This window comes from Streptomyces sp. NPDC004539 (assembly GCF_040610055.1).
Lineage (GTDB): Bacteria > Actinomycetota > Actinomycetes > Streptomycetales > Streptomycetaceae > Streptomyces.
In genome coordinates, this window is record NZ_JBEXLS010000028.1 from 126,802 (window position 1) to 148,803 (window position 22,002).

The 22,002-nt window shown below is 71.1% G+C and carries 16 protein-coding genes and 1 pseudogene; 4 read left to right on the top strand and 13 right to left on the bottom strand.

The annotated features are described in order from the left end of the window. Positions 1 to 2: 2 nt before the first annotated feature. Positions 3 to 1,898, bottom strand: a complete 1,896-nt coding sequence (locus tag ABZX85_RS40585) for a protein-arginine deiminase domain-containing protein (protein ID WP_355880904.1) — start codon at positions 1,896 to 1,898, stop codon at positions 3 to 5. 250 nt (positions 1,899 to 2,148) lie between these two features. Between ABZX85_RS40585 and ABZX85_RS40590 the strand changes: the two genes are divergently transcribed. Beyond that, positions 2,149 to 2,649 (top strand): DUF4232 domain-containing protein, encoded by a 501-nt coding sequence (locus ABZX85_RS40590; RefSeq protein ID WP_355880907.1) that lies wholly within the window; start codon positions 2,149 to 2,151, stop codon positions 2,647 to 2,649. A 51-nt stretch (positions 2,650 to 2,700) separates the two neighbouring features. Here ABZX85_RS40590 and ABZX85_RS40595 read toward each other — a convergent pair whose 3' ends face one another. Next, positions 2,701 to 3,282, bottom strand: a complete 582-nt coding sequence (locus tag ABZX85_RS40595; RefSeq protein WP_355880910.1) for a hypothetical protein — start codon at positions 3,280 to 3,282, stop codon at positions 2,701 to 2,703. Positions 3,283 to 3,499: 217 nt separating this feature from the next. Between ABZX85_RS40595 and ABZX85_RS40600 the strand changes: the two genes are divergently transcribed. Continuing rightward, on the top strand, positions 3,500 to 4,300 hold the full coding sequence (locus tag ABZX85_RS40600) for a hypothetical protein (RefSeq protein ID WP_355880913.1): 801 nt from the start codon (positions 3,500 to 3,502) through the stop codon (positions 4,298 to 4,300). 7 nt (positions 4,301 to 4,307) lie between these two features. On the opposite strand, the gene ABZX85_RS40605 is transcribed toward ABZX85_RS40600, so the two are convergent. From ABZX85_RS40605 to ABZX85_RS40630, 6 genes are all read right to left on the bottom strand, one after another. After that, entirely contained in the window at positions 4,308 to 4,904 is a 597-nt protein-coding gene (locus tag ABZX85_RS40605) for a hypothetical protein (protein WP_355880916.1), read from the bottom strand. Positions 4,905 to 5,445: 541 nt separating this feature from the next. Further along, positions 5,446 to 6,444 (bottom strand): type I glyceraldehyde-3-phosphate dehydrogenase, encoded by a 999-nt coding sequence (gap, locus tag ABZX85_RS40610; RefSeq protein WP_355880919.1) that lies wholly within the window; start codon positions 6,442 to 6,444, stop codon positions 5,446 to 5,448. Positions 6,445 to 6,544: 100 nt separating this feature from the next. After that, entirely contained in the window at positions 6,545 to 7,501 is a 957-nt protein-coding gene (locus ABZX85_RS40615) for a helix-turn-helix domain-containing protein (protein WP_355880921.1), read from the bottom strand. Positions 7,502 to 7,530: 29 nt separating this feature from the next. Continuing rightward, the gene (locus ABZX85_RS40620) at positions 7,531 to 10,263 is read right to left on the bottom strand and encodes a bifunctional YncE family protein/alkaline phosphatase family protein (RefSeq protein ID WP_355880924.1); all 2,733 of its coding nucleotides are present in this window, start codon (positions 10,261 to 10,263) and stop codon (positions 7,531 to 7,533) included. Between the two features lie 4 nt (positions 10,264 to 10,267). After that, a complete protein-coding gene (locus tag ABZX85_RS40625; protein WP_355880927.1) occupies positions 10,268 to 11,650 on the bottom strand; it encodes an ABC transporter permease in 1,383 nt (460 codons plus the stop codon). Beyond that, positions 11,647 to 12,609, bottom strand: a complete 963-nt coding sequence (locus ABZX85_RS40630) for an ABC transporter ATP-binding protein (RefSeq protein ID WP_355880930.1) — start codon at positions 12,607 to 12,609, stop codon at positions 11,647 to 11,649. Before ABZX85_RS40630 ends, ABZX85_RS40625 begins: the two co-directional genes overlap by 4 nt. A 241-nt stretch (positions 12,610 to 12,850) precedes the next feature. Here ABZX85_RS40630 and ABZX85_RS40635 point away from each other — a divergent pair, with 241 nt between their 5' ends. Beyond that, positions 12,851 to 13,897 carry a 2-oxoglutarate and iron-dependent oxygenase domain-containing protein gene (locus ABZX85_RS40635; RefSeq protein WP_355880933.1) on the top strand — a complete coding sequence of 349 codons (1,047 nt, stop codon included), beginning with the start codon at positions 12,851 to 12,853 and terminating at the stop codon, positions 13,895 to 13,897. 303 nt (positions 13,898 to 14,200) lie between these two features. Here ABZX85_RS40635 and ABZX85_RS40640 read toward each other — a convergent pair. From ABZX85_RS40640 to ABZX85_RS40650, 3 genes and pseudogenes are all read right to left on the bottom strand, one after another. Next, positions 14,201 to 14,830: pseudogene (locus ABZX85_RS40640) on the bottom strand (hypothetical protein); the annotation flags it as partial. Positions 14,831 to 14,955: 125 nt separating this feature from the next. Beyond that, positions 14,956 to 16,242 carry an FAD-dependent monooxygenase gene (locus tag ABZX85_RS40645; protein WP_355880936.1) on the bottom strand — a complete coding sequence of 429 codons (1,287 nt, stop codon included), beginning with the start codon at positions 16,240 to 16,242 and terminating at the stop codon, positions 14,956 to 14,958. 1 nt (position 16,243) lies between these two features. Then, on the bottom strand, positions 16,244 to 17,101 hold the full coding sequence (locus ABZX85_RS40650; RefSeq protein ID WP_355880939.1) for an alpha/beta fold hydrolase: 858 nt from the start codon (positions 17,099 to 17,101) through the stop codon (positions 16,244 to 16,246). A 77-nt stretch (positions 17,102 to 17,178) separates the two neighbouring features. Between ABZX85_RS40650 and ABZX85_RS40655 the strand changes: the two genes are divergently transcribed. Continuing rightward, positions 17,179 to 18,066 carry a helix-turn-helix domain-containing protein gene (locus ABZX85_RS40655; RefSeq protein WP_355880942.1) on the top strand — a complete coding sequence of 296 codons (888 nt, stop codon included), beginning with the start codon at positions 17,179 to 17,181 and terminating at the stop codon, positions 18,064 to 18,066. A 63-nt stretch (positions 18,067 to 18,129) separates the two neighbouring features. On the opposite strand, the gene ABZX85_RS40660 is transcribed toward ABZX85_RS40655, so the two are convergent. After that, positions 18,130 to 19,098 carry a hypothetical protein gene (locus tag ABZX85_RS40660; protein ID WP_355880945.1) on the bottom strand — a complete coding sequence of 323 codons (969 nt, stop codon included), beginning with the start codon at positions 19,096 to 19,098 and terminating at the stop codon, positions 18,130 to 18,132. 5 nt (positions 19,099 to 19,103) lie between these two features. Then, on the bottom strand, positions 19,104 to 22,002 hold a 2,899-nt coding region (gene dnaE / locus ABZX85_RS40665; protein WP_355880948.1), incomplete at its 5' end, for a DNA polymerase III subunit alpha.

Consider the following 22,002-nt stretch of genomic DNA (forward strand, 5'->3'; position numbering starts at 1 on the left):
GCCTAGCCGCGCCCCCACCAGGCGGCCGAGACGTCCCGCAGGGTGTTCGTCCCGCAGTGCACCTCGCCCATGCCCAGGTGGTAGGTGTAGTAGTCGTCGATGTACGACACGGTCATGCCGGCCCCTCGGTAGGCGGCGGTGACGGCCTCGGTGAAGATGTCCTTGCCGCCGACGACCGGGCCCCACTGCTGGGGGGCGAGGTAGCGGGTGCGGGAGAGGACGACGCCGTTGACGGCTCCGGGGACGTAGGCGCTGGTCGTCACCGTCGGCGCCGCGTCGGCCGTGAGGAACTTCTGCTGGCCGTGCTTGCGGAGGTCTTCGGTGAGGGCGGCGCCCACCCGGCTCAGGCGCGGCAGGCGCAGGTCGCCGGTGGGCTGGTACTCGCGGAGGTAGAGGGCCGGGACGCGGACGATCTCGGCGTCCGTGACGCCCGTCTCGCGCTTGAGGATCGCGAGGTTGGCGGCGATCCGCTGGGACGCGAGCTTGTTGTCGGCGACGAGGTGCGGGGAGGCGAGGGCCTGGTCGATGGTCTCCTTCGGGGCCTGGGCGCCGGACTTGACGGGGACGGAGAACATCTTCGTCTTGCCGTGGCCCGCGCGCTGGGCGTCGCGCAGCAGGTTCAGGCCCGCGTCGGGGTCGGCGAGGCCGATGCGCCAGCCGCGCGGGGTGTCGGCGGGCAGGAACTGCACGAACTCGTCGACATGTCCGACGCCGAGCCACGAGGTGTCCAGGAGCAGCGGGTCCTGGAGGCCCTGCGAGGCGAGGAGCGTCCGCATCTTCTGCGAGGGCCGGGCCCCGCTGTCCTTGCGCTCGCCCATGATGATGCGGCCGGCCGGGTAGGAGCGGCCGTCGTGCGTGTACGGCGGGATGGTCTCCAGGTTGCCCATCGAGTTGAGCGACCAGTCCGGCACGCTGTCCGGGTTGGCGATCTGGACGACGCCGATGTCCCGGCCGCGCAGCTTCTCGAAGAGTTCGCGGCCGGCCTCGCGGTCGGGCTGGGCGGAGCGCAGCATCACGCGCATCGCCTGCCGCTTGCCGCCGGGGCCGGTCATGCTGACGTACGCCGGTTCCACGAAGTCCTGGGCCCAGGGGTCGTTGTACTTGTCGAAGGTGATGAGCGGGGCGGTGATGCCGGCCTTCTTGACCTCGCCGGCGAGGTTCTTGACGAACTTGGCCTGCTCCTGGCCGTAGAGGTCGTCGTCGTCCCCGGTGATGCGGGTGACCATCACCTGCTGGGCGTTCTGGAGGTGGTTCTGGGTGAGGAGGGGGGCGACACGGAGGGTGACGGAGTCGGTGGTGGAGCCGGCGGAGGTGGTGACGGTGAGGCGGATCACCGCGCGGCCGTCCCACTTGGCCTTGTCGCGGATGACGTCCGTGGCCTCGACGCCGAGTTCGACGCCGGTGCGGAGTTCGGCGGCGGTCAGGCGGGTCCTCGGGGTGACGAGGGCCCACTTTCCGGCGCGCTTGAGGAAGAGGTGGGTGTGCTCGGCGCCGGTGGTGACCGCGAGGCGTCCCCTGGTGTTCGGTTTGGCGTCCGGGATCGGGACCGTGCGGACGCGGGCCAGGTCGGCGGCGTCCGCGTCGCCGTTGACCTGGGTGTCGGAGGCGTCGTTGCAGGCGGCGAGCTGGGCGTCGGTGCCGGTGCGCGGGCAGCGCCGGGAGTCGTCGTCGAGGTTGGGGAGGTAGAGCGCGCCCCGGGCGACCGTCCAGGCGTCCTCGCCGACGGTGTCGGTGGTCCCGGTGACGTCCACCAGTCCGTCCCGGTTCACGTCCGCCCGCAGGTCGGCCTGCGGCACCTGGCCCGCGGCGACCGCCGCCGGGACGGTGAGGACCGATCCGGCGGCGGCTAGGGCGAGCACCAGGGAGCCTGCCGGGCGTATCCGCGTACGAGAACCCACGTCTTGTTCCTCTCGGTCGGGGGGTGACACCCCACAAGAGGCGAAGATTTACTTGTGAGTTCCCTGTGCCGGAGGAATTCCCGATCACTCGGGCCGCCCGCTGTGGAAGAGGGCCGGAGTGCCGGCGCTTTGCCAGGAAATGCCCGCCTGTGACGGTCTTGAGACAGTGGCCGGGAGACCACAGGGTACGTGTACAGCACCACGATCTCGGTACGGAGCTCGTGGAACACCCGCACAAGGAGTCTCCGGAATGACCATGAGCCACAAGCTCGTCGCCGCGGCGGCCACCACCCTCCTGACCGTCGGCGCCGCCGGCGCGGCCCAGGCCGCACCGCACCACGCCGCCGCGCCGTCGGCCTGCCGTCCCGCCAACCACCGGGCGACGATCGCGCAGGACCAGTCCAGCGCCGGCCACATCCACTTCCGCGTCACCCTGACCGCGCCCCGCGGCTACTCCCCCTGCACCCTCGCCGGCTCCCCCACCGACCTGCGTTTCTCCTACCGGGGCAAGCCTCTCGCCATCACGGCCGGCACCTACGGCGACCAGACCGGCGCCGTCACCTTCGGCCCCGGCCATCCCGTCCACTTCGACATCCAGGTCCCCAACTTCGGCGAGACCGTCCCGGCCGACGAGGCGTCGTTCACCCTGCGGACGCCCGGCGGCGGCACCATCCCCGGCGCCTCCTTCGCCGACGGCACCTTCAGGGTCGCCACCGGCACCCTCATCGGCCCGGTCCTGTCGGGCAGTTGACCTCGACGCCGGGGCCGGCTCCCTCCGGGCGAGCACGCGCCCCGGCCTCCTTCACCGCAGGAAGTCCGCGATCAGCTCAGCGGGGTTGGCGGCCTCGGTGGCCTCCTCCTCCCACCCCGGGCGGTCCATGTCGAAGACGACGACAGGCAGCGCCCGCCCGAAGATCCTCTCGATCTCGCCGCTCGCGTGCAGGTACCGGGCGAGTTCCACGACGGCGTCGGCAAAGTACCCTCCGAGCAGCGCCGACCTGACACGCAGGTCCTCGTCCTCCAGCATCCGCCCCAGGTCGAACTCACCGTCGTACCAGATGCCCAGCTCCCTGGCCTCCTCCTCGTAGAGGGGGCCGCCCACCGGGTCCTCGGGGACGTTCCCGAGCTTCTCGAAGCCGTCGAGAATCCAGTAGGCGTAGTTCCACCGGACCTCCCGGGCGTCCGACTCCCGGAGCATCTGCTGCGCACAGCGGCTCTCCGTGTTGTAGCCGATGTCCACGTACGGCCGGCGGTTGTCGGAGTCGACGCGCCACACGTTGAACGCCAGCACGTAGATCTCGCGCCTCACCCGCTCGGGGACACGCTCCAGAATCCCGCCGGCGGCTTTGCGCAGATGCCCCTGAAAAGTCTCCCGTTCCGTCACGGCGACAGCCTCTCACCGGACGGAACGGCGGCGTCGGGCGGCCGAGTTGTCCGGGGACCGCCTCCGGCGAGCCGCCGCCCGTCAGGCTCTACGTCATCACCAGTTCATCCGCGATTGAGTCAAATGACCCTATCTCCCGCGATGCCCTCCCCAACACACTCGACCTGCGCATCCTCACACACGCATCTCGCGCCTCCAGGAGAGCAGGTAGCTCGACATGATTTCCCGTACCACGGTCCAGCGCACGGCAGTTGTCGGCGCGCTGAGCCTGGCCTCGGCGCTGATGCTGGTCACGCCGGCGAGCGCCGTGACCGACATCAGCGGCCGTGAGCCGTTCGACACCAACCACATCCTGGGAAGCATCTGCACCGGCTCGACGGCCCTGTCGTTCTGGAAGATCAACGTCGACACCGGCGAGATCCGGCAGTCCGACGGCGCCACGTTCCGCTTCGGGAAGCTGACCGCGCCCTGGGAGACGTTCGACGGCTATTGCAGCTACCCGCAGTCGACCAGCTGGACCTGGCCCGGGTCCGAGAAGCAGGTCAGCAACACGCTCGTGAACTGCGCCCGCCAATCCACCCTGACTCAGAACATCCAGACGAACGGAAGCACGACGAGCACCACGCAGAACAGCGTCACCGCCCAGTTCGGCGTCGACTGGACAGCCCTCGAAAAAGTCCTGGAGTTCGAGGCGGGCGGCAGCTACACCCGCACCTGGTCGTACGCGAAGACCTCGGGCTGGTCCACCACCACCGGCCTCACCGTCGGCCCGCGCCGGGTGGCCTGGCTGTCGCAGCGCCCGGTGATGCGTACGGTGCGCTCCAACCCGAACTTTCACATCTACGTGTACAAGTGGGCCGGCGGCAGCAGCTCGAACTGGCGCGGCCGTGACTACAACGAGATCACCTCCTACGGCGCCTACTACGACGCCATAGGCGAGGTGATCAAGTCCGACGGCTCACCGGAGGGCCAGTACGTGGCCCACGACCGCCCGGTCCGCACGTCCGACCACTGCTGACGGCCGGTCAGTCGTCAGGGCCCTCCAGTTGCCCGGTCCGGGGGTTGGGGCCCTGGGGGCTGGGGCCCGGGCCGGAGGCGGGGAGGCCGAGGGTCTGTTTGACGGCAGCGTTGCGCGTCGTGCGTACGCCTTCGTGGTCGTGCACCCAGGCGTCGAAGTAGTTGACCGGCGGGATGAGCGGTACGCCGAAGTCGTCGAGGACCGACATGAGCTTGGGCACCTCGGCCGGGTCGAAGGCGTAGTGCAGGCCGCCGAAGAGGTCGAAGCCGCCGCGGGCGCCCATGTGGTGGGGCATCACGTACGCCGGGCGGAACGCCGGGACGAGTACGCGCGCCTGGGTGACCACCCGGGACTCCGGACCGGGCTGCCAGACCTCGAAGGTGCGCAGACCGGCGGAGCGCAGGGCGTGGCCGAGATTGCCGAGCGGGGCGCCGCGGTGCACACCTCCGACGACGTGCTCCTTGACGAGTTCGGGGCCTCCGGCGCCGCTGTCGGAGACCAGGAGAGTCAGGGTCTTGCGCGGGGTGCGGACCTTGAGGAGGAAGCCGAAGGTCTCGATGCCGCCGTCCGGACCGCTGGACTCGCCCACCTCGACGCTGTGCACCCACTTGGTGGAACACCTCGCCGCCCTCGACGGGCCACCACCGACGCGATGAGCGGCGCACCCGTCGCTCTGGCCCACTCACGGGTGTCGACGGAGTGGTCCGCGTGCTGGTGGCCGAGGAGGACGTAGCCGATCGTGCCCTTCTTGAGCAGCGCGGCGCGGACGCGGGCGACGACGGCGGGGCTCGGGGCACGGGCCGGATAGCCGACCGCGCCGTCGAGCAGGATGCCCAGGTCGCCGATCTGGTAATGCCAGTTGGAGATACCGAACCAGGTCATCCGGATGTCGCGGGGCGCTTCACCACGGGAGGCGAAGGCGTCGGGGGCGGTGAGGGCCGGCGCGGCGTGTGGTCGGCGCGTTTCGCCGCCGTACGCCGCACAGTTCGGTCACCGGAGCGGAAGCGATCCCGGCCGTGGACGAGCTCCCGGCTGATCACCACGGACACCAAAAAGGCCCGGGTCTCTGACCTGGGCCTCAGTGTTGGAGTGGCTGACGAGGATCGAACTCGCGCTCTCGGCTCGGAGCCTTGCGCGACCCCCGACTACCGGGCGGCGAGGAGTTCGAGGGTGTCGATCACGCGGTGGGAGAAGCCCACCTCGTTGTCGTACCAGGCGACGACCTTGATGTGGCGGCCGTCGACGCGGGTGAGGGCCGAGTCGAAGATCGAGGAGGCCGGGTTGCCGGTGATGTCGGAGGAGACGAGGGGGTCCTCGGAGTACTCCAGGACACCGGCGAGGGGGCCTTCGGCGGCGGTGCGGTATGCCGCGAGGACGTCCTCGCGGGTCACGTCGCGGGCGACGGTCGTGTTCAGCTCGACGATGGAGCCGACCGGCACGGGCACGCGGATCGAGTCGCCCGACAGCTTGCCGTCGAGGTTGGGCAGGACGTGCCCGATGGCCTTGGCGGCGCCCGTGGTGGTCGGCACGATGTTGACCCCGGCGGCGCGGGCGCGGCGCGGGTCGCGGTGCGGGCCGTCCTGGAGGTTCTGCTCCTGCGTGTAGGCGTGCACGGTCGTCATGAAGCCGTGCTCGATGCCCGCGAGGTCGTCGAGGACGGCAGCGAGCGGGGCGAGCGCGTTGGTGGTGCAGGAGGCGTTCGAGACGACCGTGTGCAGCTCGGGGTCGTACGCGTCGGTGTTGACGCCGTAGGCGAGGGTGACGTCCGCGCCGTCGGAGGGGGCGGAGACGAGGACCTTGCGGGCGCCCGCGTCGAGGTGGGCGCGGGCGGCCTTCGCCGCGGTGAAGCGGCCGGTGGCCTCCAGGACGAGGTCGACCTCCAGCTCGGCCCAGGGCAGGTTCGCCGGCTCGCGTTCGGCGAGGACCTTGATGCGGTGACCGCCGACGACGAGCGTGCCGTCCTCGACGGTGACCGGGCGGCCGAGCCGGCCGGACGTCGAGTCGAAGGCGAGCAGCCGGGCCAGGGCGGCGGGTTCGGTGAGGTCGTTGACGGCGACGACCTCCAGGGTGCTGTCGCGCTCCAGGAGCGCGCGCAGCACGTTGCGTCCGATGCGGCCGAATCCGTTGATGGCGATGCGAGTCACGGGTGTGGTCTCCTTTTCCGGTTCCCCCTCAGCCTCCCGCGCGGGGCGGGCCGTCGGCAGGGGCGAGATCGCCACAGTCCGCAAGGATCGCGCCAGGCCGCTACTCGCCCCGGGTGAAGGTCCGCCGGTACTCGCTCGGCGTGGTCCCGAGGAGCTGCTGGAACCGCATCCGCAGGTTCGCGCCGGTGCCGAGCCCGACGTCCCCCGCGATCTGCTCGACCCCGCGTTCGGAGCGCTCCAGCAGCTCCCGGGCCAGGTCGACGCGGGCCCGCATCACCCACTGCATGGGCGTGTACCCGGTGTCCTCGGCGAAGCGCCGGGAGAAGGTGCGCGGCGAGACGGCCGCGTTGCGGGCGAGGGTCTCCAGGGTGAGGGGTTCGTGGAGCCGGTGCAGCGCCCACTCCCGGGTCGCGGCGAACCGCTCCCCCATCGGCTCCGGCACACTGCGCGGCACGTACTGCGCCTGGCCGCCGCTGCGGTAGGGGGCGGCGACGAGGCGCCGGGCGGCGTGGTTGGAGGCGGCGACGCCGAGGTCGCCGCGCAGGATGTGCAGGCACAGGTCGATGCCGGAGGCGGCGCCCGCCGACGTCAGCACCGCGCCCTCGTCGACGAACAGGACGTTCTCGTCGACCCGTACCAGCGGGTGTTTCGTCGCGAGGGCCCGGGTGTAGTGCCAGTGGGTGGTGGCGCGCAGCCCGTCGAGGAGTCCGGTGGCGGCGAGCGCGAAGGCCCCCGTCGAGATGGCGGCCAGCCGGGCGCCCCGCGTGTGCGCGGCGAGCAGCGCCCCGACGACCGTCTCGGGCGGGTCGTCGCGGTCGGGGAAGCGGTAGCCGGGGATGAAGACGACGTCCGCCCACTCGACCGCCTCCAGCCCGTGCGCCACGTGGTACGACAGTCCGTCACCCCCCGTCACCAGTCCGGGCGCCGCCCCGCACATCCGGACTTCGTACGGCATGCTCGCGCGGGTCGAGAAGACCTGTGCGGGGATGCCGACGTCGAGCGGTTTGGCGCCTTCGAGGACGAGGACGGCGGCGCGCCTCAGACGGGGGGTGGGCATGGTGATCAGGGTACGAGAGGCCCGCCGGGTCAGCCGTCGGACTCCGGGGACGGCAGGTAGGCGCCCGGTACCGCGTCCGGCGCGTACAGCTTGCCGTCGCCGGGGTAGGGCTTGGTCCAGTCGTGGGTCTGGTACCAGGTGTAGCGGTTCATCTGGGTGGGGTTCGCGTAGTCGGGCACGGCGTTCGGGCCGGTGAGGCGCTGGTGCGTGGCCCAGGTCCGCCACTGGTCGGCGAGTTTCCGCTGTGCGGGCGGTACGGCGACGGTGGTGGGGGCGGGGGACGCCTGGGTGTCCTGGGCGGCGGGGGTGTCGGAGCCGCAGGCGGGCTGGGGGCTGACGCCGAGGGTGAGGGAGGTCCGGTTGGGGACGGCGGTGAAGGGGGTGGTGTCGGGTTTCGCGGTGAAGGCGCCGTACATGGGGGTGGCCGCGCTGTCGAGCTGGTTCATCGGGTGGACGCCGAGGATCTGTTCGACGGTGCGGACCATCGTGATCTGCGAGTAGTAGTGGCTGTCGACGGTGCCGTGCTGCGCGTAGGGGCTGATGACCTGGACGGGGGCGCGGTGGCCGTCGACGTGGTCGAGGCCGGCCTGGGAGTCGTCCTCGACGACGAAGATCGCGGAGTCCTTCCAGTACGTGCTGTGGGAGATGGTGTCGACCATGCGGCCGACGGCGAGGTCGTTGTCGGCGACTTCGGCGGCGGGGCTCGGTTTGCCGCCGGTGTGGTCGTTCGAGAACCAGAACATGTTGAGGTTCGCGGGGCCGTGCGCGTCGAAGTCCTGTTTCCAGATCTGTTCCTTGTAGACGTCCGGGACGTCGAGGTCGAACAGCGGGAAGCCCTGCACCGACACCTTGTTGAGGGAGGGGATCCCCGAGCCGGTCTTGATGGGGTATGCGGTCCGGGCGCCGGTCGTGGCCATGGTCTTGCTGTCGCAGTAGAGGTTCTGCCAGGTGGCGTCGGCCGGTTTGGTCTCCAGCGACTGGAACTCGCCGAAGTCCTTGACGCTCTTGCCGGCCGCCTGTGCGCCGGTCCAGATGAAGCCGCTCTTCTGGTGGCCGAGGACGTCGTTCTCGGTGTCGTAGCTGCGCGTGTACTCGCCCGCCGAGGACTCGGTGTACTCGGGGTTGTCCGACTGCATCAGCCAGTTGTGGCCCTCGGCAGAGTTGGTGCCGATGTCGTAGAAGTTGTCGTACAGCCCGAACTGCTGGGCCAGGGCGTGCTGGTTGGGGGTCACATTGGTGCCGAACTGGGTCAGCGCGGCGTTGCCGTCGCCCTGCGGGAGGTCGCCGAGGAGCTGGTCGTAGGTCCGGTTCTCCTTGACGAGCAGGAAGACGTGTTTGATCGTCGAGGGGTCGCCGAGCCGTACGGGGACGGGGACCGGTTTCGCGTGGCTTCGGCCCCGGGCCGTCGTGACGGAGCCGGCGGTCCAGCCGTTCTGCCGGAACACGTCAGCCGTCCTCGCCCTGACGACGTTGTCGTCCGGCAGCGTGAACCGGGTCAGGCTCGACGTCGTGTCGTGCGTATTGCGACCCGCACTGTCGGGGCGCATCGCGTCGACGCCGCGGGTGTTGGCGACGACGACCTTCTTCCCGGCGGCGAAGATCCCGGAGGGGTAGTAGTCCGTGGGGAGCAGGCCGACGTAGCGGGCGGGCTGCTGCGGGGAGGTGTAGCGGTAGACGGCGACGGCGTTGGCGCGGCCCAGCGTCACGAGGAGGCGGCCGTCGGCGGTGAGGGCCACGGCGTTCGGCTCGTAGCCGACGGACGCCTCGGGCCAGGGCTGGGTGGCGACGGTCTGGACGACCCTGCCCTTGCGGGTGTCGATGACGGAGACGCTGTTGTCGGCGGTGTTCGTGACGAACACCGCGCCCTTCGCGGCGTACACGGCGGTCGGGTGGAGGCCGACGGGGAGGGTGGTGACGGCGGCGGTGGGGTGGGCCGGGTCGATGACGCTGACCGTGCCGGAGATGCCGGCCCCGGTCTTGGGGTTGGCCGGTACGTCGGTGCCGTACGAGTTCATGGTGGTGTCGCCGGGCTTGGCGGCGCGTCCGCCCTCGTCGGCGACGTACAGCTTGCCGCCGGCCAGGGTGATGCCGCGCGGGGCGGTGCCCACGGTCCAGCTCCGCTCGATCGCGCCGGTGGCCGCGTCGAGGGCGACGACCCGGTTCTGGCCGTTGACGGCGGCGTACACGGTGGTGCCGTCCGGGGAGAACACGGCGCCCGCGACCAGGGCCTGCTGGGTGCCCTGGGCCGGGATCGGGACGGCCGTCGGGGCGGAGAGGGTGCCGTCCGCGGTCACGGTGAACCTGGTGTAGCCGCCGGCCTGGCCGAGCCACAGCTGTTTGCCGTCGGGCGAGTACGTCGGGCCTTCCTGGCCGACGGCGCCGCTGCCGATGCGCAGGTCGTCGGCCGCGTTGGTGCCGATCCTCTGCTTCACCCGGCCGGTCGCCGGGTCCATGACGATCAGGGAGGCGTCGCCGTCGGCGACGGAGGCGGCGAGGCGGGTGCCGTCGGGGCTGACCGTCGACGACATGATCTTGCCGTCATTGATGACGGTCCGGGTGCCGTAGGGCTTGAGGTACTGGTCGGCGGAGACGACCTGGCCGCGTGCGGTGACCTGGCCGACGTGCTGGGTGCCGAACTGGTGCGTCGAGGCGACCGCGGTGCCGGTGACACCGAGGGCGACGGCGATGCCCGTCGTCACCAGCGCGGTCCGCCGGCTGAGGCGTCTGGCCGGTTTCTCCCTGATACGCCGGGTGACCTGCATGGACCTATCCCTTCGAGGTGGTGTCCAGCAGCTCGACGTTCCCGTCGAACTGCCACAGGGGGTTGGGGGCGTCACCGGTCGGCGTCCGCACCAGGAAGTAGCCGTTCACTTCCTTCGGCCCGTCGCCGTCGGCCACGTACCGCCCGTCCGAGCCGATGTCGAGCTGGTAGACGGCCGTCCCCGCGACCGGCACGCCGGGCAGGTGCCAGGTGACGACGCACCTCCAGTCGTTGCCCGCGCCCTCCTGGGCGCCCTGTCCGTCGCTCTTGGCGCACGCCGCCGAGGAGTTCAGCTCGGCCTCGGTGACGGCGGGGCGGTGGAGCTGCTCGGTCTGGAGGCGGTAGAGGTGGGCGAACGCCGTGGCCAGGGACCGCTGGACCTTGGCCTGTCCGATGCCGGAGCCCGTGGAGGAGGCCGGGGTCGCGGCGGCCACGACGGCGACGGTGAGCGCGGTCAGCGCGGCGAGCGGCAGCAGGCCGGCCGTGAGCGCGCGGCGCCCGGCGCCGTCGTACGCGGGATGGGTGAAGTCGCGGCGCAGGAACAGGAGATACGCCAGTGCCGTCGCGAAGATCGCCCAGACGAGGCTGACCGTGACGGCGATCAGCAGCGGGCCGAGCTGTCTCGGGCTGGTGAACAGGCCGTTCCACGCGGTGAAGGCGTAGCCGGGCAGAGCGAGGCGTACGGCGACGGGCAGTGGCAGCGTCTGGGCGACCGACATCGTGAGCGCGAGGATCGGGGGCAGCAGCAGGCCCGTCGGGGAGCGGCCCAGGGCGACCGAGCCGAGCAGGCCGATCGCGGCGAGGGCCAGGGTCGGGGCGAGGGCGCAGGTCCAGGCGAGCAGGGTGCGGCCGGCGGCGTCGCCCGGGGTGAGGAGGCGGCCGTCGAGTCCGACCAGGGGGTGGTTCCCGGCCGTGAGCAGTCCGCCGGCCGTGCTGCTCGCGGCGATGCCGGTGACGAACAGCAGGACGACCGTCACTCCGGCCAGTGCCTTCGCCGCGAAGATCCGGCGGGGTGAGCGGACCGCCACCAGCAGGTGGCGCCAGGTGCCGAGCCGGTCCTCCGAGGCGAACACGTCACCCGTGACGACCGACGTCAGCAGCGGGAGCGCCCAGGTGCCCGCGAAGCCGAGCAGCACGAGGGGGCCGGCCCACGCCGTGGCGTGCATCCAGCGGCCGAAGAGGGTGTCGGAGGGGAGGGTGCTCTGCTCACCGACGCCGGCGACGAAGAGGGCGGGGGCGGTCCAGCAGGCGAGGAGGAGGAGTCTGACGCGCCATTGGTGGAAGAGTTTGACCAGTTCGAAGCGGTAGGCGCGGGTGAGGGGGGCTCCGGGGGCGACAGAGGTGGCGGGCCGTGCGAGAGCGGCGGCGGGTACGGCGGGGGCGGTCATCCGGCGGTCTCCTGCTGATCGGGCCCGGCGGAGTCCTGTTGTCCGGTGAGGGCGAGGAACGCGGCTTCGAGGGGGGAGACGACGGGGGTCAGTTCGCGTACGGCGACGTCGGCGCGGACGACGTCGGCGACGAGGGCGTCCAGCGCGGGGACCGCGCCCCGCACGACGATCACCTCGGGGTCGTGCCGTACGTCGGGGTCCTCGGTGATCCGGATGCCGGGCGCCTCGGCGGCCAGCTCGCGTGCCGTCCGCGGGTCGGACGTGCGCAGCCGGTGGTCGAGTTCGCCGTTCTCGGCGGCCAGTTCGCTCAGCGGGCCGGAGAAGACGACCCGTCCGGTGGTGAGGAGGGTGGCCTCGGTGCACAGGGCGTCGAGGTCGTCCATGCGGTGGGTGGAGAGGACGACGGCGGTGCCCTCGGCGGCGAGGCGGGTGAGGACGCGGTGCACATGCCGTTTCCCGGCCGGGTCGAGGCCGTTGGCGGGCTCGTCCAGCACGAGGAGCCGGGGTCGCGTGAGCAACGCGGCGGCCAGGCCCAGCCGTTGCCGCATCCCCAGCGAGAACCCGCGTGTCCGGTCGTCGGCGACCTCGGTCAGCCCGACCTGCTCCAGCGCGTCGTCGATCCCGGCCGCCCCCTGCCCGCGCAACCCGGCGAGCGCGGCGAGGTTCTGACGTGCGGTGAGCGAGGGATACAGCCCGGGCCCGTCGACGAACCCGGCCACCCCCTCCGGCCCCGCCAGCGCGCGCTCCGCCGGCACCCCCAGCACCTCCAGCCGCCCGCTGTCCGGCAGCGCGAGCCCCAGCAGCAGCCCCAGCAGCGTCGTCTTCCCGGCCCCGTTCGGCCCCGCCAGCCCGTGAATCCGCCCCCGGCCCACCTCCAGATCGACCCCGTCGAGCGCCACCACCTCCCCGAAACACTTCCTGAGCCCACGAGCCCGGACCGCCAGGTGCGGTGTGTCCACGAGTCCCTCCCCTCACGACGCTGAAGGACTCTAGGCGTGCCGCACGACGCGTACGCGGAAGCCGGATTGAACGGTCCCGGAACGGATCGTCAAGGCATCGGCAAGTACGTCCATAAATGGCAAATACGGGGTAAAGCAGAGGTCATACCCCTTCGCTGATGCCGGGATATTTGACCCTGTCGGTCACCCCGCGATGCTGTTTCCCTGGTGCCCGGCACCTGATCACGCGAAAGGAATTCAGTTGACCAGTCTCACGACTTTCCATGTTCCGCAGACCGTCACCGGAACGCCTCAGGACATCCGACTCGGGCAGCGGATGGTGGAATCCTGGCAGCGGGACGGCATTTACCAGATCGCCGTCGAGCCCGCACAGGAAAAGGTGGTCGCCGACGCCTACGCCGCGAGCAGGAAGTTCTTCTCCCTGCCTCTCGCCGAAAAGGCCGAGTACATCAGCGACCTCACCTACAGCGGCTACGTCGCCTCCGGCGAGGAGGTGACCGACGGGGTCCAGGACGGATCGGAGATCTTCACCGTCACCAAGGACGTCGCCCTGGAGGACGCCCGGGTCACCGAGCGATGGCCCTGCCACGGCCCCGTGCCCTGGCCCGGCCGGCAGTACCGGGATGCCGTGAACGCCTACATGGAACAGTCCGGCCACGTCGGGCACCGGCTGCTCCAGCTCACCGCGCTCGGACTCGGCCAGGACATCGACACGTTCACCCGGCTGACCGACGACGGCTGGCACCACATGCGGGTACTGCGCTTCCCCGCCGCGTCGGCCGCCAGCGACCGGGGCATCGGCGCCCACACCGACTACGGCCTGCTGGTCATCGCGACCCAGGACCAGGTGGGGCAGGCCCTGTACATCCGGCCGCCCGTCGAAGGCGAACGGCGCAACCGCAACTGGCTGGCCGAGGAGAGCGCCGCGGGGGTGTACGAGGACGACGACAAGTGGATCTACGTCGAGCCCGTGCCGCACACCTTCACCGTGTTCCCCGGCGACATGTTCCAGCTCATCACCGGCGGGGAACTGCTCTCCACCCCGCACAAGGTGAAACTCGCCGACGATGAGCGCTATGCCTTCGCCTACTTCCACGAGCCGAACTTCCAGGCCGTGGCCCGTCCGCTCGCGAGCACGGACGAGACTGAATCCCTCCACTACGGCAGCCATTTCACCTCGATGTTCACCCGCTGTTATCCGGACCGGATCACGACGCGGAGAATTCACGCCGAGGACAGGCTGTCCGTGCTGGACAAACTCCGTGAGCAAGCGATTTCCGCAACCTGACCGAGCGGAAATCGGATACCGCATCGAATACACCATCAGTGTTCGCCGGAGGTGTTTCCCTCTCTCAGGCCGACGCGTCCGGAACGCGCGGACCCGGGGCCGAAGCGTTCGCGGATCAGGTCCGTGGCCGCTTCGGCGCGGCGGGCCTTGTCGTCGGCGGGGTCGAGGAGGAGCTGCCGGGGGGCGGAGGCGGCGGGGAGGGTCGTCCGCGTGGAGGGTGAGGGTGCGCAGGCGGGCGCGCTGGAGGGCTCGGGTGGTCGTGGAGCGGTCGGCGTAGCGGGCGGTGAGGGTGAGGGTGCGGGCCGTCTGCGCCTCGGCGCGCAGGCGCGGGCCGAGGCGGTCGGTGAGGGTGAGGAGGGCGGTGCGCCGGCGGTCGCGGTCCAGTTCGTCGTGGGGAAAGTCGTACCGGACGGTCAGCGAGCGGGACGGCGCCGCCGGGGTGACGGCCGTGGGGTCGAGGCCGCGGGCGGCGCTGTGCAGGCGGCGGCCGGCACCGGCGCCCAGGATGCGCTGGAGCGTGCCGAGCGGGGTGGCGGCGATCTTGTCGATGCTGTCGAGACCGTACGTCGCCAGGGTCCGGGCGGTGGCGGGGCCGACGCCGTGCAGGAGGGCGGGGTGCTTGCCCGCGAGGAACGCGGCGGTGGCGTCGAGGTCGTCGGGGAGGGCGCGGACGGCGGAGGGGGGTCCGTCGGCGGCGACCATCCGGGCCGGCAGCGGGTTGCCGGCGACGCCGATCGTGGCCTTGAGGCCGTAGAGCCCGGCGACGCGGGCGCGGATGCGTTCGGCGAGGGCGGTGGCGTCGGTGCCGAAGTAGGCGAGCGCGCCGGTGACGTCGGCGAGGGCGGCGTCGGGCGGCAGCGCCTGCGCGGTCGGGGTGTACTCGGTGATCAGGTCGAGGAGCCGCTGGTGGAGGTGCTCGTCGCCCCTGATCAGAGCTCTGCTACACGCCCAAGCAGCACTTCTCCTTGCTCAACCCCAGTGGTGGCCAGGCGAGTTGGCGTGGCGGGTGTGCCCGGGGCCGCCGCAAGCCCGGGCGGCAGCGGGGCGGCGAGCACTCCTCACTCCACCCCGAGCCCGCCTCCAAGGTCGCCCGCGAAGCCGTCGCGGCCTCGTGATGCGGTGGGCAACGGCAGATAGTCGTCGACGGTCATGGAGTTGTGGAGGCGTGCGCTCTTGGTGGTGAGGCGGAGGAGGGCGCGGCTGGGCCGCGCGGGCAGGGCGGAGATCAGGCGGGCGCCCTGGGCCAGTCCCCGCACGCCGAGGCGTGAGGTGGGGATCAGGGTCTTCGCCGCGCTGAGCGCGACCGCGCGGCTGCCGCGCACGTGCTGCGCCATCGCGCGCTCGTAGGCGGGGAAAGCGCGTTCGTGGTCACCGCCCGCCCGTGCCAGCTCCCCGGCGAGGACGTACGCGCCGACGACTGCCAGGCTGGTGCTGCCGCCGACGGCCGGGCCGGGGCAGTAGCCCGCGTCGCCGACGAGCGTCACCCGCCCCCGCGACCAGGTGTCCATGCGGAGCTGGGTGATCGAGTCGAAGTAGAACGCCGGGGTGCGGTCGAGCTCGTCCAGCCAGCGATCCACGTCGGGGTGCATGCCGTCGAACGCACCGCGCAGCAGTTCCTTCTGCCGGGGCACGTCGTGGTGGTGGTGGTGGTCGAGTTCGCGCTCGCTACGGAACAGGAACAACGCCCGCGCATCGCCGAGGTGCCGCGCGCCGTACATACCGGCGGTTCGGCCGACGCCGACGTGGATGAGGAGTTCGCCGTCGAGTGCCGCGACGTTCGGCAGGGTCAGTACCCCGAAGTGGGCCCCGATGAAGGCACTGAAGCGGGACTCGTCGCCGAAGACGAGGCGGCGCACGTTGGAGTGCAGCCCGTCCGCGCCGACGACGAGGTCGAAGCGGCGCGGCGCGGCGTTCTCGAACTGCACCTCGCCGTCGGGCGAGATCGCGGTGATCGAGTCGCCGAAGATGTACTCGACGTCGTCGCGCGCGGCGTCGTGGTAGATCTCGCTCAGGTCGTCGCGCATGACCTCGACGTGCCGCTCGGAGGTGGCACTGAAGATCTTGGAGAGGTCCACCCGGACGGGACGCCGTGCGCCCTCCTGGTGGACGGTCATCCGGTTGGTGCCGGTGGCCCGCTCCTCGACGCGCGGGAGTACGCCCATCTTCTCCGAGATGTTCATCGCGGGCCGGAACAGGTCGACCGCGTGGCCGCCGGTCTTGCGCGGTGTCGGCGCGCGCTCGACGACGGTGACAGAGAAGCCGTGTCTGGTGAGCCAGTACGCCAGCACCGGGCCGGCGACGCTGGCGCCGGAGACGAGAATCCGCATGGCACCCCTCGTTGTCATTTCAGTCCACCCGTACGGCGTGGATCGTGGTGAAGGCCAGCAGGGGGGTGGCGGTCCGTGGGGGGTCCTCGAGTATGGGTGAGTGTCCGAGACCGGGCAGCAACTCGACTTTCGTGCCCGGAACAGCGCGGTAGTCGGCGGCGGATGAGGATCGCCACCTGCGGTCGTCCTCGCCGAAGATCACCAGTAGCGGCTTGCCGAGGGCCGTCAGCCGGTCCGGGAGCGCGCGCTGCTCCAGGTAGTCGCGGGTGGCCTGCATCGTTGTGGTGAGCGTGTGGTGGGTCATGCGGCGCACGTCGTCCAGGAGCTCCGGCGGGATCTGGTAGCCCGCGCGGCTGAAACCGGTGCTCGCGAACCCGCGGATCTGCTCGTCGGTCGGTGGCCACTGCGAAAGCCCGATGGGGACGGACTGCGGTGCGATGAAGGCGTCCAGGCTGGGGCCGGTGTTGATGAGCACGAGCGCGGTCACCAGGTCTGGTCGCTGTTCGGCGAGGGCGGTGGCGGCCACACCACCGCTGGAATGGCCTACGACCACGGCGTGCTCGACGCCGAGCCGGTCCAGTGCCGCGCCCGCCCGGCGTGCCTGGTCCGGGAGCGCATAGCTGCGGTCGACCGGTTTGGCCGACCGGCCGTGCCCGAGCAGGTCGATGCGGATGACGCGGTGAGATCCGGTCAGCATCGGAACCAGCGGGTCCCAGGAACGGGTCGAGGATGCGGACCCGTGGATGAGCAGGAGTGCGGGAGCGTCGCGGGGGCCGTCCTGACACACGTGGATGTCGCCGTCGTCCAGCGACAGGGTCGAACTCTCGGTGGCCTCGGCGCCGCCGTTCACGTACGGTCCGCCGTCAGAAACAGTCATGAGCCCACTGTCGCTGCCGGGCCCCGCCGGCGGATTGGACAAATGTTCCCCTCAGTCGGCTCGACTAGCATGGAACGGTGGGGACTTTCATGCACGGCACGGCTGTGTGGGACGTGGCATGCCCGCAGCGGCCCAGCAGAGTGGCCGGTCTCACCATGGCCGGGTTCCGTGTCCGTGACCTGGACGCGCTCCGGATGGTCCCGCACCCGGCCGTGACGCTGCTCCTGGAGTTCGGCGCCGGCTCGCCCGTCCTTGACTGTGCCGCCGGGAGGCAGCAGCGGGGAAGCCTCGTCGCCGGGCCCGGGCTCGGGACCGGCGGCGCGGTCCGTGCGCGGGGAAAGAACGTCGAGTGCGTGCAGGTGCGCCTGTCTCCGGTGATCGCACGCGCGGTTCTGGGCGCCTCCCCCACCGACCTCGACGGCGCCGTCGTGCCCCTGAGCGACGTATGGGGCCGGGAGGCGTCCCGGCTCCGCGAGCAACTCGGGGATGTCCCGTCGTGGCAGGGCCGCTTCGCGTTGGCGGACGCGCTGCTCGTCCGTCGGTACGAGGCGGGGCCGCCGGTGGACCCGGAGGTGGCCTGGGCCTGGCACCGGATCGTCGGCAGCCGTGGCCTGGTCCGGGTCGACGGGCTCGCAACCGAGGTCGGATGGAGCCGTAAGCGCCTGTGGTCCCGGTTCCGGTCGCAGCTCGGCCTGCCGCCCAAGCGCGCCGTGAAGCTGGTCCGCTTCGACCACGCCGTCCACCGCCTGGTCGCGGGTGAAGGCGCGGCCCGAGTCGCGGCCGACGCCGGCTACGCCGACCAGTCCCACCTGCATCGGGACGTGATGGCGTTCACCGGGGCAACCCCCGCGACCGTGGCCGGCGAGCCGTTTCTCGCCGTTGACGACATCGCATGGCCCAGCCGCGGAACACCGTCAAGCCTCACGTCTCCATGGATCTCCGGCTCTGTCGCCCGCCGGGGGTGAGACGACTACCGCGATGAACGTCGCCGCGGTCACCTGCGCTGGAGGTCCGGCGGCGCTCAGCGGTCAAGGGTGCGCGAGGGTCGCCGGCCCCACCGAGCCAGGCCATCTCGCGGCGATACGATCGAGGACCGGTTCAAGTCGACGGGCGCTTTCCGTCTGCCGATCGAGGGTGAGTTGCCGGCTGGAGTGCCGAACGGTCATCAGATCCTCGGCTCTCAGGGAAAGGGCTGTCACCCGTGCCCGTTGAAGTCCCAAGGCATCGTGCAGTGCTTGTGCGGTGCCCGCCAGCACCGGAGTGTGAGCCGTGGGTTCTGGAAGCACTCGCGTCCGGGTGGTCGTAGACCGATCCGCGTAATGAACTGTGAGTGCAAGCGCGCGGGCCACCTGACCGTCCGCTCTCAATTGCCTACCGATGTCACCGGCAAGTCCGAGCAACGCGCCGCGACGTACGGACCCATCGACCTCATGCCTGTCGAATCGCAATTCAGCGCCGGCCGACCTGGGCGGAGCGTGCGGTACCACGCGTGTCCGGTCGATACCACGGGCCCGTTCGTGCACAAGACGCCCCATCTTCGCGCCCAGGATTCTCTGTAGGGTGGCCTCAGAAGTTCCTGCCACCTTACCGATGCTGTCCAACCCGTACTCGCAGAGCGTGCGAGCCGTCTTCGGCCCCACTCCGTACAGGGCCGCTACTGGCTTTGGACTCAGGAAGCCGGAGATTCCCTGTGGGGTGTCCGTGATGCAGCGAACGGCACCTGGCGGTCCGTGCTGCCCGGCCATCCTGGCGAGCAGGGGATTGGGGGCCACACCGACAGCACAGTCAAGGCCGTACAACGCCAACGTGCGCACACGAACGATTCGGGCAATCTCAACAGCGTCGCAATCGAAATAGCGAACGCTCCCACTCACGTCCGCCAATGCGGCGTCGGGAGGAACGGCCTCGACAACCGGGGTGATGCCGCCCAGTACCTGAAGAAGTGTCTCCCACGTTTCCCGAGGCGGCCCTGGCGCCTGGATATAGACAATGGCCATCTCGATCACCCTGCGCTTCCAGGACTGGAGTGCCAGAACTTGCGGCCTTGCCTGGCGTCACCGCCGGCGGGCCTGAGATCCGCCCACGAATCCATTTCGACGCCGTTGGCTACTTGAATCGTTCGGCCGGACTTTCTCGTCTCAGGGGCAGGATGGTCCTGACGCTCCGCCAAACGGGCCGCCACAGCATCGAGACCTCCGGAACGGCGCAGCTCCGCCAGTTCCGTCAGATCCCACACGGCAGAGCCGACAACGCTGAGCGAACGCGGCCCACGGCGTTGGACTTTCCCGCGGACCAGCAGCAGCCAGCGGTGAAAGATCGTGTGAGCACAGTCCGCCTGACTGTCGCCGAAAAAAGCCAGGTCCACCAGGCCGGTTGAGTCGTCGATAGTGACGAAGATGATCCGCTGGGGCTCGCGCGGGGTCGCCTCTCCGTACGGGCTCGACTTGGTGCGGTGAAGGATCGGCGGGGTCTGGACGGCGCTCTTCGCCCCGGCGACGAGGACGACCTGGCCGTGCGGCAGGTCCTTGAGGCGGACGGCGGGGACGACGCCGAGTTCCTCCAGGAGTTCGCGGTGGTCGGTCATGAGGTGGCGGGAGGCGTCGAGTCCGAGGGTGCCGAGTTCGGCGGCGAGCCGTTCGGCGTCGTCCATGTCGGGCAGCCGCAGCGGGGCCGCGCGGCCGTCGTCGGTGAGCGTCAACTGTCCTGGGGCCGCGCCTCGTTGACGACGGTGCAGTTCCGTGAGATGGAGAAGCAGGTCGCGGCGGTTGTCGCCGAACCGGTCCAGGGCGCCGACCTGGACGAGGCGTTCGGCGACGGGGCGGGAGGGGCGGGCGCGGGTGACGAAGTCGTCGAGAGCGGCGTACGGCCGTCCCGCGGTGATCCGTTCGGCCTCGGCGTCGCTCATGCCGCGGACGTCGCCGAGCGCCAGCCGTACCCCGTACACGTCGTCGGACACCAGTTCGATCCGGTAGGCGGTGTCGGAGGCGTTGACGTCGAGCGGGAGGATGGGCACCCCGTGGCGGCGGGCGTCGGCGAGGAGCAGGCGTTTGGGGTACATGCCGGGGTCATGGGTGAGGACTCCGGCGTAGAAGGCGGCGGGGTGGTGGGCCTTGAGCCAGGCCGACTGGTACGACGGCACCGCGAAGGCGAGTCCGTGGGCTTTGCAGAAGCCGAAACCCGCGTAGGAGGAGACCAGCTCCCACACGCGGGTGACGGTCTCCGTGTCGTACCCCTGGGCGCGTGCGTGGGCCGTGAACCACTCCTCGATCCGCCCGCCGAGGTCGGGGTTGTTCAGGGCGCGGCGGGTGTACTCGGCGAAGGCGTGGGTGCAGCCGGTCATGACTGCCAGGATCTTGATGATCTGCTCGTGGAAGACCAGGACGCCGTACGTCTCGCGCAGGACGGGTTCCAGGTCGGGGTGCGGACAGTGGACCGGCGTCTTCCCGCCGCGGGCCTCCAGCAGCGGGGTGATCATGTCGGCGGAGACGGGGCCGGGGCGGAAGAGGGAGATGTCGATCACCAGGTCGTGCAGGGACTCGGGCCTGAGTCTGGCCACCAGGTCCCGCTGGCCCGGCGATTCGGTCTGGAAGCAGCCGAGCGTCCGGGACGACCGGATCAGGCGGAACGTTTCTGCATCATCCACCGGGATCTCGTCCAGGTCGATGTGCCGCCCGGAGACCCGTTCGATCTCGGCGAGGGTGTGGGCCATCGACGACTGCATGCGCACCCCGAGGATGTCGAGCTTCAGCAGCCCGGCGTCCTCGACGTCCTCCTTGTCGAACTGGGACATGGGGAACGCCTCGCCGGGGGTCGGGACGACCGGGGTGCGGCGCAGGAGGCCGGCGTCGGAGATGATCACTCCGCAGGGGTGCATGGCCATGCCCCGGGGCAGGCCGTCGAGGGCCTCGACGAGGTCCCACATCCGGGGCCCGTACGCGTCCGGGTCGATTCCCCGCAGTTCGGGCAGCTCCCGCAGCGCCGCGCGGGCGTCCTTCGCCCGGATGTGCGGGAACGCCTTGGCGAGCCGGTCGACGGCGGCCGGGTCCAGGCCGAGGGCGAGGCCGACGGAGCGCACCGCGTGCCGGACCCGGTAGGTCTCCGGCATGGCGACGGCGGCGACCCGCTCGGGGCCGAAGCGGTTGAGGATCGCCCGGTAGACCTCCAGCCGGCGGGCGGACTCGACGTCCACGTCGATGTCGGGCAGCTCGGTGCGGTCCTCGGACAGGAACCGTTCCATGAGGAGGCGGTGCTCGACGGGGTCGGCGGTGGCGATGTCCAGCAGATGCACGGCCAGCGATCCGGCCGCCGAGCCCCGCGCCGCGACCCTGATCCCGAGGTCGCGGGTGTCGCGGACGACCTGGTGGACGGTGAGGAAGAAGGTGGCGTACCCGAGCCGGCCGACGAGGCGCAGCTCGTCCTCCAGCCGTGCCCGGTACCGCTCGTCGCGGTCGTGCCCACGGCGCACGAGACCCGCCTCACACACCTCGCGCAGCACCTGTTCCGGCGCCCGCTCCCCGGCGCCGACCAGTGCGGGTTCGGGGAAGAAGACCCGGCCGAGCCCGAGGTCCTCCTCCGGGTCGACCCGGCACAGCGCGGCGGTCTCCTCGGTGACCTCCAGCAGCCGGTGGGCCGTGCGCGGCCCGTACCCGGCGGCCTCGGCCACCCGCAGCGCGACCCGCGCCATCTCGCCCGCCGGCTTGAGCCACCGCTCCCCGCCGTCGAGGACTCCGTGCCGGTCGACCGGCACGAGCCTGCGCGCGGAGTCCAGGACGTCCGCGACGGGCCCGAGCCCGGCGTCCGCGTACCGCACGGCGTTGGTCAGCACCGGCAGAATGCCCTGGTCGGCGGCGAACGCCAGCGAACGCGCCGCGTGCCGCACCGACCCGAACCCGGTGCCCGCG